This is a genomic window from Bacillus sp. FSL R5-0712, from assembly GCF_038593285.1.
GTDB classification, from domain to species: domain Bacteria; phylum Bacillota; class Bacilli; order Bacillales; family Bacillaceae; genus Bacillus; species Bacillus safensis.
Map to the genome: position 1 here is coordinate 2,592,380 of NZ_CP151981.1, position 15,764 is coordinate 2,608,143.

Annotated in this window: 14 protein-coding genes and 1 riboswitch; of the genes, 1 reads left to right on the forward strand and 13 read right to left on the reverse strand. The window is 42.7% G+C overall.

The window, feature by feature from the left end; genetic code table 11:
* Positions 1 to 37: 37 nt before the first annotated feature.
* Complete coding sequence (locus NSU11_RS13275) at positions 38 to 646, reverse strand: succinate dehydrogenase cytochrome b558 subunit (protein ID WP_024423213.1); 609 nt, start codon at positions 644 to 646, stop codon at positions 38 to 40.
* 283 nt (positions 647 to 929) lie between these two features.
* Here NSU11_RS13275 and NSU11_RS13280 point away from each other — a divergent pair, with 283 nt between their 5' ends.
* A complete protein-coding gene (locus NSU11_RS13280; protein ID WP_024423214.1) occupies positions 930 to 1,373 on the forward strand; it encodes a YslB family protein in 444 nt (147 codons plus the stop codon).
* 154 nt (positions 1,374 to 1,527) lie between these two features.
* Here the strand turns inward: NSU11_RS13280 and NSU11_RS13285 are convergent, their stop codons facing one another.
* From NSU11_RS13285 to NSU11_RS13340, 12 genes are all read right to left on the reverse strand, one after another.
* A complete protein-coding gene (locus NSU11_RS13285) occupies positions 1,528 to 2,763 on the reverse strand; it encodes an aspartate kinase (protein WP_149126404.1) in 1,236 nt (411 codons plus the stop codon).
* 133 nt (positions 2,764 to 2,896) lie between these two features.
* A riboswitch (Lysine riboswitch) is annotated at positions 2,897 to 3,074 on the reverse strand.
* Positions 3,075 to 3,135: 61 nt separating this feature from the next.
* Positions 3,136 to 4,908 (reverse strand): excinuclease ABC subunit UvrC, encoded by a 1,773-nt coding sequence (uvrC, locus tag NSU11_RS13290; protein WP_024423216.1) that lies wholly within the window; start codon positions 4,906 to 4,908, stop codon positions 3,136 to 3,138.
* Between the two features lie 139 nt (positions 4,909 to 5,047).
* Positions 5,048 to 5,362, reverse strand: coding sequence for a thioredoxin (gene trxA / locus NSU11_RS13295; protein ID WP_007501629.1), 315 nt, complete (start codon positions 5,360 to 5,362; stop codon positions 5,048 to 5,050).
* Between the two features lie 246 nt (positions 5,363 to 5,608).
* A complete protein-coding gene (locus NSU11_RS13300; RefSeq protein ID WP_342493625.1) occupies positions 5,609 to 7,087 on the reverse strand; it encodes an alpha-N-arabinofuranosidase in 1,479 nt (492 codons plus the stop codon).
* Between the two features lie 75 nt (positions 7,088 to 7,162).
* Positions 7,163 to 8,140, reverse strand: coding sequence for an electron transfer flavoprotein subunit alpha/FixB family protein (locus NSU11_RS13305; protein ID WP_024423218.1), 978 nt, complete (start codon positions 8,138 to 8,140; stop codon positions 7,163 to 7,165).
* 43 nt (positions 8,141 to 8,183) lie between these two features.
* Positions 8,184 to 8,957 (reverse strand): electron transfer flavoprotein subunit beta/FixA family protein, encoded by a 774-nt coding sequence (locus NSU11_RS13310; RefSeq protein WP_024423219.1) that lies wholly within the window; start codon positions 8,955 to 8,957, stop codon positions 8,184 to 8,186.
* Between the two features lie 31 nt (positions 8,958 to 8,988).
* Complete coding sequence (locus NSU11_RS13315; RefSeq protein WP_024423220.1) at positions 8,989 to 9,768, reverse strand: enoyl-CoA hydratase; 780 nt, start codon at positions 9,766 to 9,768, stop codon at positions 8,989 to 8,991.
* A gap of 26 nt (positions 9,769 to 9,794) precedes the next feature.
* Complete coding sequence (locus tag NSU11_RS13320) at positions 9,795 to 10,379, reverse strand: TetR/AcrR family transcriptional regulator (protein WP_024423221.1); 585 nt, start codon at positions 10,377 to 10,379, stop codon at positions 9,795 to 9,797.
* Between the two features lie 168 nt (positions 10,380 to 10,547).
* Positions 10,548 to 12,266 (reverse strand): AMP-binding protein, encoded by a 1,719-nt coding sequence (locus tag NSU11_RS13325; RefSeq protein WP_342493626.1) that lies wholly within the window; start codon positions 12,264 to 12,266, stop codon positions 10,548 to 10,550.
* Between the two features lie 99 nt (positions 12,267 to 12,365).
* Positions 12,366 to 12,821, reverse strand: coding sequence for an immunity 63 family protein (locus NSU11_RS13330; protein ID WP_342493627.1), 456 nt, complete (start codon positions 12,819 to 12,821; stop codon positions 12,366 to 12,368).
* A gap of 162 nt (positions 12,822 to 12,983) precedes the next feature.
* The gene (locus NSU11_RS13335; protein ID WP_007501637.1) at positions 12,984 to 13,388 is read right to left on the reverse strand and encodes a DUF350 domain-containing protein; all 405 of its coding nucleotides are present in this window, start codon (positions 13,386 to 13,388) and stop codon (positions 12,984 to 12,986) included.
* 14 nt (positions 13,389 to 13,402) lie between these two features.
* Positions 13,403 to 15,760 (reverse strand): endonuclease MutS2, encoded by a 2,358-nt coding sequence (locus NSU11_RS13340; RefSeq protein WP_024423224.1) that lies wholly within the window; start codon positions 15,758 to 15,760, stop codon positions 13,403 to 13,405.
* Positions 15,761 to 15,764 lie beyond the last annotated feature (4 nt).

The following is a 15,764-nucleotide window of genomic DNA, read 5'->3' on the forward strand; positions in this document are numbered from 1 at the left end:
TGTAGCCCCTCTCCCTCTTCTACTAATCTATTTCCTCTTAAACAAAAGCGAAAATTGCTCTTAGCCCTACATATGAAAGCGCTATAAATATACCTAATGTCACATATGTGGAGATTCGTTGTGAGCGTGGTGAAACGGTAATTCCCCAGCTGACAGCAAATGACCACAAGCCATTAGCAAAGTGGAAAATAGTAGATAAAACGCCGACAATATAGAAGCCTAGCATAAATGGAGAGCTTAAAATATTCGCCATCATGTCATAGTTGACTTCAGCTCCAAGCTGAGCTTGAATTCGTGTTTCCCATACGTGCCAAGAGACAAAAATCAATGTGATAATACCTGAAATCCTTTGCAATCTGAACAGCCAGTTTCTTAAGTAACTGAAGCGAGACGTGTTGTTTTGTGCCGTAAAGGCTATGTACACCCCATAAACAGCATGATAGATCAGTGGTAAGAAAATCACGAACAGCTCAAGTGCATATCTGAAAGGAAGCTGTTCCATAAAGTGTGCAGCTTTGTTAAACGCCTCTGGTCCATTTGTCGCAAAGTGGTTAACCACTAAGTGCTGTATTAAAAATAGACCGACCGGAATGACGCCAAGCAAAGAATGCAATCTCCGATAAAAAAATTCTTTGTTCCCCGACATTACTTTACCCCCTAGTAAAAAAAGTGCAATTGCTTGAAAATTGTCTTACCCCCGCTTCTTTCAATTGTAAGCACTTTATTCAAATTTATTGACAATTTCATTTTACTCCTATGTCAAAAAAGCGTCAAGAAACCGCGTACATAAATTAAAATTTTCCGAAATTTAAAAGTTTTAAATCAAAATTCGTTTTACTACAATAAGAATTTCTTAGACTTCAGGGAAAACTCTGTCATCATATGCCCACATAAGCTATAATAAATTGTTGAAAGAGGGGAGCCGTACAATGAATAAATTCGAATCTAACTTAGAACAGCTAAAAGAAATTGAAGTCAATGGATTTGCCTACGAGCTGATACGCGAAGTTCTGCTGCCTGATATTCTTGGTCAGGACCATTCATCTATGATGTATTTTGCGGGTAAACTGCTTGCTCGTAAATTTCCTCAAGAATCATGGGAGAAGATCCCCGAATTTTTCCATGATGCCGGATGGGGGACTCTCACAATGGTCCATTCGAAAAAACAGGAAATTGAGTTTGAGCTCGAAGGTCCACTAGTATCCAATCGACTCACCTATCAAAAGGAGCCATGCTTTCAGATGGAAGCGGGTTTTATTGCTGAACAAATTCAGCTTCTGAATGAGCACGTGGCTGAATCCTACGAACAAGTGAAAAAGCGTGCTGAGAAAGTCATTTTAACCGTTAAATGGGATTTAAGAGACCCTAGCTAATACTCTTGATAAAAGGCGCGGACTTCAGGTCACGCCTTTTTTATATGTCTACATCTATCATAGCATACTTAATGAATGGGTTTACGCCCGTTTCAGTCGTTTCCATATAGAAAAAAGAGGCGACCCTCTTTCATGAGATCACCTCTTTACCTTTTTAAGAATGAGCAGCGGCGCTCACCTTTGATAAATCAAACGCATCATGCAGCGCTTCAACCGCTTTGACCATATCATCACGGCCAACGACCGTTGAGACTTTGATTTCAGACGTACTGACCATTTTCACTTGAATGTCTTTTTGCGCTAACACAGCAAACATTTCAGCAGCTACCCCTGGATTTGAGACCATTCCAGATCCTACGATGGATACTTTCGCTAATTTGCTTTCTGTCTCAATCTGCTCGTAGCCAAGCGCCCCTTTATATTCTTCTAATACTTCAACTGTTTTGGACAAATCATCCGTTTTCACAGAGAAAGAGATCGACGTCTGATTGGTGCTTGTGGCAGACTGAATGATGATATCGACATTGATATTCTGTTTCGCAAGCGTCGTAAAAATGGTCGATAATGTTGTTAAACCGCTTGAAAGCCCGCACACTGTCACACGTGTAATCTGATCTTCAAATGCAATGCCTCTGACGACTAAGTTTTGTTCCATGGATGATTCCTCCTCAATTAACGTACCCGATTCATTTTCAATACTAGAACGGACTTCTAGCGGGACTTGATAATTTTTCGCAAATTCAACAGCTCTTGGATGCAGAACCCCAGCTCCTAAATTAGCCAGCTCAAGCATCTCATCGTATGAAATGCCTGCAAGTTTCCGCGCAGATGATACATAACGCGGATCTGTCGTAAACACTCCTGGTACATCAGTGTAAATATCACATTTATCAGCTTTTAGTGCGGCAGCCAGTGCCACAGCTGTTGTATCTGATCCGCCGCGGCCAAGAGTTGTGATATGTAAGTCATCTGCAATTCCTTGGAAGCCTGCCACAACAACGACTTTCCCCGCACTTAATGCCTCTTTTATTCTTGATTCATCAATGTCCACGATTCTTGCATTTCCGTGTACATGCTCTGTTTTCATACCAGCCTGCCAGCCTGTAAAAGAGATGGCATCATAGCCTCTTGCTTGGAGCGCCATCGCTAATAATGAAATGGTCACTTGCTCACCCGTTGCGAGCAGCATATCCATTTCTCTTTTGCTTGGATCGTCTGTGAGTTCTTTCGCTAGGTCTACTAGAACATCCGTTGATTTGCCCATCGCTGATACAACCACAACCACATCATGTCCTGCCTCGCGTTCAGCGATCACTCTCTCTGCGGCATTACGAATTTTTTCTGTCGACCCAACGGAAGTTCCGCCAAATTTTTGTACAATTAGTCCCATGTCTACCACCCTTTTTCAAAAGTTCACGTGTGAGAGAAGAGGCAGCTTTGGAGACTGGCCGCTCACTGCAAATAAAAAAGCAATGAGAGAACAAATCTCCCATTGCTTTAAAATCATCATTAAACGATGCAAACAATGAGATAGCCCTCCAAGAAATGAATTCTTGACAGCCCTACATTTCTTCAATGTACAGCCAGCGAATAAAATGAGTGGATTTTATTCACTTCGGCGACGCTCCCCTTTCACCCCTCTTCTTAGATCCCATCGATCTCCGAAGGCTTACTCTTGAAGTTCGCACCTCTATCTTCAACAAACAACACGTTCATTTATTAAATTAGTCACATCTTAACAGACTTTTGGTAAAAGTACAATCTATTTTTTTAATGCTTCCATTAAAAGTTCAGCCGTCTGTTTCGGAATGCCAGCCTCCTGAAAGTCTTGGATAGAGGCTTCTTTCATTTTTTTCACAGAGCCAAAATGTTTGAGGAGCTGCTTTTTACGCTTTTCTCCGATACCCGGTACATCGTCTAAAATAGACTGGAATGCATTTTTTCCGCGCAGCTGCCGGTGAAAGCTAATGGCGAACCGGTGCACTTCATCTTGAATGCGCTGCAATAAGTAAAAAGCCTGGCTATTCCGCTCCAGCGCAACAATTTCAAGTGTATCTCCCATCATGAGATTTGAAGTCCGGTGTTTTTCATCTTTTACAAGACCTGCGACTGGGACAGACAGATTCAATTCATTTTCAAGCACATCGATAGCTGCGTTGATCTGTCCTTTTCCTCCGTCAATTAAAATTAAATCTGGCAGCGGCAGTTCATCCTTTAACACGCGGGTATATCGTCTTCTAATGACTTCACGCATGGATGCATAATCATCTGGCCCTGAGACGGTTTTTATTTTGTATTTTCGGTATTCCTTTTTATAGGGCTTCCCGTCCTGAAAGACGACCATGGCAGAAACCGGGTCTGCCCCTTGAATATTGGAGTTATCAAATGCCTCGATTCTGTATGGCATATAAATATTAAGCGCATCCCCGAGCTGCTTCACCGCACCAATTGTCCGCTCTTCATCACGCTCAATGAGCGAAAATTTTTCTTTTAAAGCGATTTTGGCATTTTGATGGGCAAGTAAAAGCAGATCCTTTTTCTTTCCTTTTTTCGGCTGGTGAACGTTCGTCTCAAGCAATTGCTCAATCATCTCTTGATCAACACTGTCCGGCACCAAAATTTCCTTCGGCAGAAAATGGTTGTTCTTTTCATAAAATTGCCCCATAAACGTGAGGAACTCTTCCTCAGGGTCCTGATACATAGGGAACAAGCTGACATCACGTTCAATCAATTTCCCCTGTCTGATAAAGAAAACTTGGACACACATCCAGCCTTTATCATAGGCATAGGCAAAGACATCTCGATCTGATAAATCACTCATCGTCATTTTCTGTTTTTCCATCGTTGAGTCGATATATGCGATTTGGTCTCTTAGTTCTTTTGCCCGTTCAAACTCTAAATTTTCAGCGGCTTCCTGCATCTTTTCGGTGAGTTCTTTTTTGATTTGCTGATGTCCCCCGTTTAGAAACCTTGTGATTTCGTCCACGAGCTGCTTATTCGTTTCCTCGGAAATGTCATACACACATGGCGCAAGACATTGTCCAAGATGATAATAAAGACAGACGCGGTCAGGAAGGGTGGCGCATTTTCTCAGTGGATATAGGCGGTCGAGCAGCTTTTTTGTTTCTCGAGCTGCTTGTACGTTTGGGTATGGACCGAAATATTTTCCTTTGTCCTTTTTTACATTGCGGGTGACGATCAGCTTAGGATGGCGTTCATTCGTAATTTTTATAAAAGGATACGTCTTGTCATCCTTGAGCATGACATTGTATTTTGGGTCATATTTTTTGATTAAATTCAGTTCTAAAATAAGCGCTTCGATATTAGAAGAGGTGACAATGTATTCAAAGTCTTCAATTTCACTGACAAGCCGCTGCGTTTTGGCGTCATGTGATCCAGTGAAATAAGAGCGCACCCTGTTTTTTAAAACCTTTGCTTTTCCTACATAAATGATCGTATTTTGTCTATCTTTCATTAAGTAACAGCCTGGTTGATCCGGCAGGACTGACAGCTTTTCTTTGATTAGTTTGTTCATATTTTCATCCGTCCTTGTTTTCCTCTTTCACTCCTTCTAGTGTATCACGAACATTTGTTTTATACCATGTTGAAAGAAAAGCGGCTCTCGTCTTTACGAGAACCGCTTCAATGATTATGCCGCTTGGACATAGATCGGTTTATAGATGTTTGTTGACAAGTTCAGCAAGTGCTTCTTTTGGTTTGAAACCAACAGAAGTTTCTACAACTTCACCGTCTTTTAAAACAAGAAGTGTTGGGATACTCATAACGCCGTATTTACCAGCAGTTTCTTGGTTATCGTCTACATCAATTTTTACGATTTTCATTTTGTCGCCCATTTCTTGATCAAGTTCTTCAAGAACTGGAGCAATCATTTTACAAGGTCCACACCATGGTGCCCAAAAGTCTGCAAGAACAACACCTTCTGCAGTTTCTTGTGAAAATGTTGCGTCAGTCGCTTTTACGATTGCCATTATTCATTCCTCCAATGTAAATTATGCTTTTTAGTATAGCATCTACCAATGTGACTTGCGAATGAAATGCTTACGAATCATTTTTTAGGAAATGAATTAAAAAACAAACCGTATAATCGCACCAATAACAACAATCGCACCGATGATCATTAGAATGGTTCTAAGCATATGACATGACACCCTTTCCGCTTCATTTACAATGTATGATGCCCCAACATTCTTCTCATCAAACATCGAAATATGCAATTAAGCGAGGTCGACAGTTATCATGACCACTGACATTGGCGGCAGCTCCACCGTTAATTCGCCGGACTTTACAGTCATTTGCTGAAAGTCTTTTGGCTGAACAGAATGAGGTTCATCGAATGTATTATGGGCATTCATGCGATCGGCCGTCAGCACACGTCCAGTGACTTTCGTTTGTTCATCAATCCCTTCAATGGCAAGGGATATCTCTGTTTGTTCATGCGGATTCAAGTGACAGTAGCTAATATGCATCTTCCCTGATGAACGCGAGGCTGACACACTGACCTGAGGAATTTTTTCACCTTTTCGTTCATACGGCGGTGAAACGAACTCCACTTCAAGCGCATCTTCCTCTTGATGCACTTGAAACATGTGAAATACATGATACGTAGGTGTCAGAAGCATCTTTTCGTCCTTTGTTAATACCATCGCTTGCAGCACATTGACCGTCTGAGCAATATTTGCCATATGAATCCGCTCGCAATGGCGATGAAAAATATGAAAATGGAGGGCGGCCACAAGGGCGTCTCTTAGCGTGTTTTGCTGATATAAAAACCCAGGATTTGTTCCTGGCTCTGGGTCATACCATGTCCCCCATTCATCAATAATCATCCCGATTCGCTTGTCTGGGTCATAACGATCCATGATTTCTCCATGGTCTTCGACAAGCCGTTCCATCTCATAGGCCTTTTTCAGCGTAATAAACCATTCATCTTCATCAAATTCAGTCGCTGACCCCTTTTTCTCCCATGTACCAGGTACGGTGTAATAATGTAAACTGAGCCCATCCATCCACTGTGCAGCCCGCTCCATCAATACTTTTGTCCAATTCACGTCATTAGAGTTCGCACCGCAGGCGATTTTATAAATACGCTGCCCTGCAAATTCTCTTACGTACGTTTGATAGCGTTTATATAAATCTGCATAGTATTCAGGCGTCATATTCCCGCCGCAGCCCCAGCTTTCATTGCCTACACCAACATAGGTCAGCTTCCAAGGTTCTTGTTTTCCGTTTTTAATGCGCCAGTCTGACATAGGTGTCCCTTTTGGAAATGTCATGTATTCGACCCAATCGGCTAATTCTTGAACAGACCCGCTTCCCACATTGCCGCAAATGTATGGCTCACATTCAAGCAGCTCACACAATGTCATAAATTCATGCGTACCAAATGCATTGGATTCAACCGTACCACCCCAATGGGTATTGACCATTGGCTTTCGTTCACTGAGATCACCTACACCATTTGCCCAGTGATACTCGTCTGCGAAACAGCCCCCCGGCCACCTCAGCACCGGAATATGTAATGCTTGAAGCGCCTTCAGCACATCAGTACGAATCCCGTCAATATGGTCAATCTCTGAGTCTTTTCCTACCCAAATCCCGTCATAAATCCCTCTTCCTAAATGCTCCTGAAAGTGCCCATAAATGTGTTTAGAAATGCGTCCGATCACGTCATTGACTTTTACTGTCCCCTTCACTTGTCAACCGCTCCTTTTCTTCTTGATTACATACAAAAAAACCCAGAATACCTAGGCATTCTGAGTGTATGAGCGTTACGAGTGGATATTCATCTTTTTTAACTCTTCATTCAAAAGCGGTACCACTTCAAACAAGTCACCGACGATTCCGTAATCGGCGATTTTGAAGATTTCTGCTTCTGGGTCTTTGTTGATCGCCACAATGACTTTACTGTTAGACATTCCCGCTAAATGCTGAATCGCTCCTGATATCCCGCATGCAATATAAAGATCAGGTGTGACGACTTTTCCCGTTTGACCAATTTGCAGGGCATAATCACAGTAATCGGCGTCACAGGCGCCACGCGAGGCTCCGACTGCTGCCCCGAGCGTCTCAGCGAGTTCATTCAGCGGTTCAAAGCCTTCCTTGCTCTTAACCCCGCGTCCTCCAGCAACAATGACCTTTGCTTCCGATAAATCTACACCTTCTGACGTTTTTTTAATGACTTCCTTCACGATCGTCCGAAGGTTCTGAATATCGACAGAAACTGGTGTGACTTCTCCGCCTCGTGACGCATCCCGCTCAAATGGCGCCACGTTGTTTGGCCGGATGGTGGCTAGAAGCAGGCGGTCTGTGGAAATGACTTTTTCGAAGGCTTTTCCAGAGTAAATCGGTCTGGTGAAAACAAGATGTTCGCCGGTAACGCTTACATCGATCGCATCTGAAATCAAGCCAGTCTGGAGACGTGCGGCTATTTTCGGCGACAAGTCTTTTCCGATAGACGTATGGCCAAAGAGCACAGCATCTGGATCGACCTGATCTAATATGGCTTGAAGCGCCTGCGCAAAACCATCTGATGTATAATATGAAAGGTGCGGATGCTCCACAATCATGACATGATCTGCTCCATAGTAAAGCAGTTCATCCGCTAGGCTTTTGACGTCATCCCCTATTAACACGCCAATGACCTCACCGCCATCTGCCACTTTGTGAGCGGCAGCAATGGCTTCAAATGTCACATTTCTTAATTTACCGTCACGACTTTCTCCAAGTACAACAACTTTTTTACTCATCTTCAAGCTCCCCCTTGTTCTCGTGATATCGTAAAGTGGATGTTTAGATGACTTTTGCTTCATTTCTGAGTAGATCTGTCAGTTCTTTGACTTGATCCTGAAGCTCGCCGCTCAGCACCTTGCCACCCTCTTTTTTCTCCGGTAAGAAACGTTCAATTGTTTTGATTTTATATGGTACATCGTCTTCGTCCAGATCTAAATCATCAAGTTCCAATTCTTCTAAAGGCTTTTTCTTTGCCTTCATAATGCCTGGTAATGATGGATAGCGAGGCTCATTGAGTCCTTGCTGAGCTGTGACGACTAGCGGGAGTTCGGCAGAAATGACTTCCACATCACCCTCTGCATCTCGTTCAATCGACGCAGAGCCGCCATCAATTTGAATGCTTGTTATCGTTGTCACATATGAAAAGCCGAGTAATTCAGCAAGACGCGGGGCTACCTGTCCAGAGCCGCCGTCAATTGCTACATTCCCTGCTAAAATCAAGGAAGCCTCTTTGTCTTTTAAATAGTGATAAAGAATGGTAGAAGCTGAATATTGGTCCCACTCTTCTAAGTCATCTTCCACGTTTAATAAGACGGCCCTGTCACAACCCATTGCAAGCGCTGTTCTCAGCTGTTTCTCCGCATCCTCACCGCCTACTGTCACAACGGTCACTTCTCCCCCGTGCTCATCGCGAAGCTGAATGGCTTCTTCAATGGCATACTCGTCATAAGGATTAATAATGAACTCTGCTCCATCTTCTTGAATTGCACCAGACTGAATAGAAATTTTCTCTTCCGTGTCAAACGTACGCTTCATCAAAACAAATATATTCATTTATTTCTCCCCCTTGTGTCGTACTTATCCCTTATTCCCCTTTAAAGTTCGGTTTGCGCTTTTCGATAAAGGCCTGGATGCCTTCTTTGGCGTCATTTGATTGGAAAACCTCACCAAACTTTTTGGCTTCCAGCTTCATTCCGCCGTCATATGAATACAATTTTGTTGCGTTCAATAAATCAAGCACATATTCAAGTGATTTTGGGCTTTTCGCTGCAAATTTCCCCGCAAGTGTTTTAGCCGCTGTGAGCGCTTCTTCCTCTGTTTCTGCCAGCTTTGTAACAAGTCCGCAGGCAAATGCTTCTTCACCTGTAATCGGTTCAGCTGTTCCCATCATTTCAAGCGCTTTAGCAGAACCAACGTAGCGCGGGAGGCGCTGCGTGCCGCCGAATCCTGGAATAATGCCGAGGTTTAGTTCTGGAAGTCCAAGCTTCGCATCTTTTGTTGCGATTCGGATATCACAAGACATGGCAAGCTCAAGGCCTCCGCCTAATGCTGCCCCGTGAATCGAGGCAATGACTGGTTTTGGACACTGTTCAATCCGTTCAAAAACTTGCTGTCCTCTATCTGCGAGGCTTGCATAATCAGACTCTTCCTGTAAAGTAGTAAATTCTTTAATATCAGCACCTGCTGAGAAGAATCTGCCTTCTCCGTGAATCACAATCGCTCTTACTTCTTCATTCTGTTCTAGCTCATCGAACATGTCATTAAGCTCTGTGAGCAGCTGAGAGGATAAGGCATTTGCAGGTGGGTTCTGAATCGTGATGAGCGCTGTCTGTCCTTCATGATGTAAGCTGAGTATCTTTTCCATGTCAATCATCCTTTTTCACATTGTCTTTAGGATTGATGTATTCCGTTTAACAGCAGATCATGTACATTTTCTGCGAGTGCAGGCAGATCATACTTTTGATCATTCATGACCCATGTTGTTGCGGTTTCATCAATCGTCCCAAATACCATTTGTCTTGCTAAGCGGACATCTAAATTTTGTCTGAATTCTCCTGTTTTCTTTCCTTCTGTTAAAATCGACTCGAGCATATTTAAATACCCTTTTAGCACCTCATTGATTTTTTGCCGCAGCTCAAGGTTTGACTGCCTGAGTTCAAGCTGTGTCACAAGAGCCAAATGATGATTTTGCGCCAGCATGCGAAAATGCTCCTCAATCAACAGTAGTAGCTTTTCTTTGGCAGACGGCTTCTTTTGAATATCTGTCTCCATCCGTTCGATGAATTGTCCCATTTTTTCTTTGAACAATGAGATGAGAATATCCTCTTTGTTTTTGAAATAAAGATAAATGGTTCCGTCTGCCACCCCTGCTTGTTTCGCAATCTTTGAAACTTGTGATTGATGATAGCCGTTCTCCGCAATCACCACAACTGCTGCATCAATAATTTGCATGTACTTCGGTCTTTTCTGCTTCAATGTGCTTCGTCCCTTTCTAAATTGAATGAGCATTCATTCATAACTTTATGTTAAAAAGAAACGGGTGATTTGTCAAGTGATCTTCTTCTTTCTTTTCAACCTTTATCATACCAGAGCAGACTGTCAGCATTCAAATCATCCGGCCGCTCGACCGGATGATGAAGGTCGTTATTTCTTCAATTGATCGACAGGTGTCTCAGATGATGAAGCTTGCTTTCTTTTTTCTTCTTCAATTAATACTCTGCGCAAAATTTTTCCGACAGCCGTTTTAGGCAGTGATTCTTTAAATTCATACACGCGCGGTACTTTAAATGAAGCAATTCTCGTTCTGACAAAGCGATCGAGTTCATCCTCTGTTAAATAAGCATCCTTTTTCGGCACAACAAACGCTTTTACTGTTTCTCCTCTATAAGGATCTGGTATACCTGCGACAACGACTTCTTGTACAAGCTCATGCTCATATAGGGCTTCTTCGACCTCTCTTGGGTAAATATTATAACCGCTCGCAATAATGACATCTTTTTTCCGGTCAACGATATAGAAAAAACCGTCCTCATCCATATACCCAATATCTCCGGTGAAAAACCATCCATCCCTTAATACAGCTGCTGTCTCCTCTGGCTGATTCCAGTAGCCTTTCATAATTTGCGGCCCTTTGACGATAATTTCTCCGTGCTCATACGGCTCTTTAAGGCCACCCGTTTCCTCGCAATAAATGCCTGCGTCTGTCCCAGGCCACGGACAGCCAATGCTGCCTGTTTTATTCGCTCCCCATAAAAAGTTAGAATGGGTCACTGGTGAGGTTTCGGAAAGACCATATCCCTCTACTAAACGCCCTTCTGTTAATTTTTCGAAGTTCTGTTTGACTTCAACAGGAAGAGCCGCCGAGCCGCTTAAACATGCAGTGATGGACGACAGGTCATACTTTTCAATGTTCGGATGATGCAGCAAGGCGATATACATGGTTGGTGCACCTGGAAAGAGTGTCGGTTTCTGTTTTTCAATCGTTTTGAGGGTATCAGCTGCGTCAAATCGAGGAAGGAGAATCATTGAATGCCCTTCTTTGACAGCAAGATTTAATACGGTCGTCATTCCGTATACATGAAAAAACGGAATAATGCCGAGGATTCGTTCTTTTCCTCTTGTCGTTTTATACATCCAAGAAGCGCACATTTCAGTATTCGCTAAAATGTTTTCATGCGTAAGCATGACCCCTTTTGGTAAACCGGTCGTTCCACCTGTATATTGCAAAACAGCGACATCCTCTTTCGGTTCAATGGCAAGCGCCGGAATCTGTTCTTCTGACGATTCTTTCATGATTTGTGAGAAGTGATGAATGGTCTCACTTTTCTCTACTTGGATGACCATTTTATTTTTTCTTTTTTGGACGAGAGGAAACAGAATGTTTTTCGGAAATGGTAAATAATCCTGTAGTTTGGTGATGATCAAGTGCTCCATACTTGTCAGCGCTTTCATTTTATAGGCCTTTGGATACAATAAATCCAGTGTAATCAGCACTTTTGAGCCACTGTCCTCCATTTGATATGCCAATTCTTTCTCCGTATAAAGCGGGTTCGTTTGAACAACAATGCCGCCTGCAATTAAAACAGCATAATAAGAAATGACAGATTGAGGACAGTTTGGCAGCATGATCGCTACTCTGTCGCCTTTTTTCACGCCAATTTTCATCAGGTAACCAGCTAGTTTCAATGCTTCTTCCTGGAGCTGTTCATAGGTGATGTTTTTTCCTAGAAAATGAATGGCTGTATGCTCAGGTGCAGCCTCTGCGGAGCTGAATAAGTAAGATTGTAACGTCTCATTTGGGATGGTGAGTTCGTGGGGAATTTGATTCGGGTAATGCAGAAGCCAACGTTTATCTGACTGCATAAAAACCCTCCTTCCTGAACTTTCGTACTATTTTATTATAGCAAACTTTTCCTTAAGGCAGTTTGATTTTTTCAAATAGAGCTTGGTTCCATGCCATCTTTATTTCTTCGCTGGTGTTTCGATCGATGCTCTTTTTCCTTCATGATGCCACTGTTCATATAATCCACCAATTGCAAGGAATGACTCATTTACTCTCTCCACGATCTGTTGATGGATACTCGGGTCATTCGGTAAATGCGTCTGGATGTTGTCGACTTGATACTGCCTCATCATGTCTATGTAGACTGTAAGAAAGATCGTGTCTGCTAAAATCCAGTAAATGACTTCATCCGCCGCTTTTGTTCTTTTGTGAAGCATTTGGATTCCTCGTTCATATTGAATGAGAATATAGCCGCTCGAATCGATTTGAATATAAGGGCTCAAATCATCAAAAAATCCAGTCGTTTGAAATGGGCGTGCAATATACGGTTCATATATATCTCTTGGCAGGGATGTCATTTGGAGACATGTATCAATGCGCTTTATGAGTTCGTCTTTTTGCAGAATTTTCTTCATGTGATTCGCCGCCTTTGGGTGAGATAAAAGCTGCCAAGGAATCCCTGACAGCTTTCTCACTTTGTCTTCTTCATTTCACAGGAACATGTAAACGGCACCAATGACCGCAAAAGTGCAGGCAACTACGATTAATACTTTTGCTAGCTTTTCCATGTCGTCTCCTTAAATGCCGGCTGCTACTACGTAAGACAGCCCAACTGAAATAATGAGTGAAATAAACCCGACCGCTCTATTATCATTCTCAATCTCTTTGTCTACTTTAAATCGCGGTGTTAAAAATTCAAAAATGAAATAGCTGACAAGCAGCATCACAAAGCCGTATACGCCCCATCCAACCATTTGCAGAAGGGAATTGTGCTGTGCGATTGAATGCTGAAACACATTCGCAATCCCAAAAATCTTTCCGCCTGTTGCCATGGCAACAGCTAAGTTCCCACGCTGGATCTCTTCCCAGTTTTTATAGGAGGTAACGAGTTCAAAAATGGTTAGAAATAAGACAAGACATAGGACGGCCACGCTGTAATAGGCGGCAATTTCCACAAGTTCATTTTCCCAAAAGGCTTTCATGCGTTTTCTCCTTTTTACTTTAATTCGACGATGGTAACGCCTGATCCTCCCTCGCCTTGTTCCCCAAAACGAGCATTTTTCACACTTCGGTGCTGTTTCAGTAATTCCTGAACCCCTTTTCTAAGGGCGCCAGTTCCTTTTCCGTGAATGATTGACACTCGCGGATAACCAGCTAAGACAGCATCATCTAAATATTTCTCGACTCTGCTTAAGGCATTTTCATAACGCTCGCCCCTTAAGTCAAGCTCAAGCGATACATGATAGTCTTTTCCTTTGACTGCCGTAATGGCTTTTTCCTGCTTAAATTCAGGTGCTGATTTGATAAATTCCATATCTTTTTCTTTTACTTTCATTTTCAGAATGCCCATTTGGACACTCCATTCTTTGTCACCTGTTTGTTCAAGCAGCGTTCCTTTTTGCCCGAAGGTGAGCACTTTCACTTCGTCGCCTGATTTTAGCTGTCTTGCTGCTTTTTTCACCGGCTCTGGCTTTTTCTTCCGGTCAAACTCAGGAACTGCTTCTTCAAGACGCTTTCTCGCATCGATGAGTTCATGCTCTTTGAATGAGCGATGCTCATTTTTTATCGACCGAAGCTCTTGAATAATATCTTCTGCTTCTTTTGAGGCTTGTTCAATTTTTTCTGCCGCTTTTTGTTCAGCTTCTTCTAGCAGTTTGTCCTTTTGCTCATTCCATTCAAGAATTTGTCTCTGCAATTCTTTATGAAGCTTTTCTGCTTCTTTTCTATAGATTTCTGTCTCATGCAGCTCTTCTTCTGCTTGTTTCTTGCTGTCTTCTAATGAAGCAATCATTTGGTCTACTTCATTATGTTCGGCATGCATATCCGCTTTTGCCCGGTCAATGAGGTGATCTGGCAATCCAAGACGTTTAGAAATTTCAAATGCATTACTTCGTCCGGGCACACCGATGAGCAAGCGGTACGTTGGTGATAAGGTTTCAATGTCAAACTCCACACTCGCATTTGTGACACCTTCTCGGTTATATCCGTAAGCCTTCAGCTCAGGATAGTGAGTCGTTGCGATGACGCGTGCATTTGTTTGATGCACTTCATCTAAGATACTCATGGCCAGCGCGGCACCTTCAGCAGGGTCTGTTCCTGCCCCTAATTCATCAAATAACACGAGTGAGTTAGATGTCAAATTCTTTAAGATATCCACAATATTGACCATATGAGATGAGAACGTACTCAAGCTTTGCTCAATCGACTGTTCATCTCCAATATCAGCAAAGACTTGGTCAAACACCGCCACTTCCGATCCTTCTTCAACTGGAATATGAAGGCCTGACTGCGTCATCAGCGTCAGAAGACCAAGCGTTTTTAAGGTAACTGTCTTACCCCCTGTATTTGGGCCAGTAATGACGATGGTTGAAAAATCTTTGCCGAGCTCGATGTCATTTGCCACAACCTGATCCCTAGGCAATAGAGGATGTCTTGCCCGCTTTAAATAAATCTCCCCTTGATCGTTCACAGCAGGCTTTGTGGCTTTTTCTGCCTTTGCATATTTTGCTTTAGCAAAAATAAAATCTAACGTCTGAAGCTCCTTTACATTGTGAAGCAGTTCCTCAATGTGTTCTGACACACTCTCTGTCAGCATTTGCAGGATCTTTTCGACCTCTTGTTTTTCTTTTAAACGGGTTTGCTGCAAGGTGTTATTTAAATCCACGACCACTTGCGGCTCGATAAAAAGGGTTGCCCCAGATGATGACTGATCGTGAACAATTCCGCCGTAATTCGAGCGGTACTCCTGCTTTACCGGAATCACAAACCGATCATTACGAATAGTGACAATCGTGTCTGACAGCATTTTCGAAGCAGATTGTGAGCGAATCATGGATTCTAATTTATCACGAACTTTTGATTCAAGTGAACGTAATTGTATGCGCAATGAACGAAGTGCCGGGGTGGCATGGTCGAGAACTTCTCCATTATCACCAATACAGCTTTCGATCTCTTTTCTGACTTCAGGCAGTAAAATCAGTGTCTCTGCATATGTATGAAGTCGTGGTATGTCTACACCATCTTCATACATGGACTTGAGAAAATGCTTCATATTCTTCACAGCATATAATAGTCCTGCAATTTCCATGAGCTCAGACGGGCTTAATGTACTGCCGATTTCTGCCCGTTTGACCCCGCGTCTAATATCCGTTAGCCCGCCAAATGGCGCCGATCCCTTTAAGCGGATAACATCCTGTGCTTCTGCTACCTCTTCCAGCAAATGCTGAATGGTTTCTATATCCGTCAGCGGCGTTAAATCCTGCGCTCTTTCTTTTCCTAATGAGGATGCGGTATAGGACATGACTTTTTCTTTTACTTTATGAAATTCTAATGATGCTAACACTTTTTGTTGCAGCATG

What these genes read in the sequence shown, in the direction of transcription:
- NSU11_RS13330 (WP_342493627.1), bottom strand. Translation starts at nt 12,821, where the DNA reads ATGAAGAAAATTCTGCAAAAAGACGAACTCATAAAGCGCATTGATACA.
- uvrC (WP_024423216.1), bottom strand. Translation starts at nt 4,908, where the DNA reads ATGAACAAACTAATCAAAGAAAAGCTGTCAGTCCTGCCGGATCAACCA.
- NSU11_RS13325 (WP_342493626.1), bottom strand. Translation starts at nt 12,266, where the DNA reads ATGCAGTCAGATAAACGTTGGCTTCTGCATTACCCGAATCAAATTCCC.
- NSU11_RS13285 (WP_149126404.1), bottom strand. Translation starts at nt 2,763, where the DNA reads ATGGGACTAATTGTACAAAAATTTGGCGGAACTTCCGTTGGGTCGACA.
- trxA (WP_007501629.1), bottom strand. Translation starts at nt 5,362, where the DNA reads ATGGCAATCGTAAAAGCGACTGACGCAACATTTTCACAAGAAACTGCA.
- NSU11_RS13310 (WP_024423219.1), bottom strand. Translation starts at nt 8,957, where the DNA reads ATGAATATATTTGTTTTGATGAAGCGTACGTTTGACACGGAAGAGAAA.
- NSU11_RS13275 (WP_024423213.1), bottom strand. Translation starts at nt 646, where the DNA reads ATGTCGGGGAACAAAGAATTTTTTTATCGGAGATTGCATTCTTTGCTT.
- NSU11_RS13280 (WP_024423214.1), top strand. Translation starts at nt 930, where the DNA reads ATGAATAAATTCGAATCTAACTTAGAACAGCTAAAAGAAATTGAAGTC.
- NSU11_RS13305 (WP_024423218.1), bottom strand. Translation starts at nt 8,140, where the DNA reads ATGAGTAAAAAAGTTGTTGTACTTGGAGAAAGTCGTGACGGTAAATTA.
- NSU11_RS13315 (WP_024423220.1), bottom strand. Translation starts at nt 9,768, where the DNA reads ATGGAAAAGATACTCAGCTTACATCATGAAGGACAGACAGCGCTCATC.
- NSU11_RS13335 (WP_007501637.1), bottom strand. Translation starts at nt 13,388, where the DNA reads ATGAAAGCCTTTTGGGAAAATGAACTTGTGGAAATTGCCGCCTATTAC.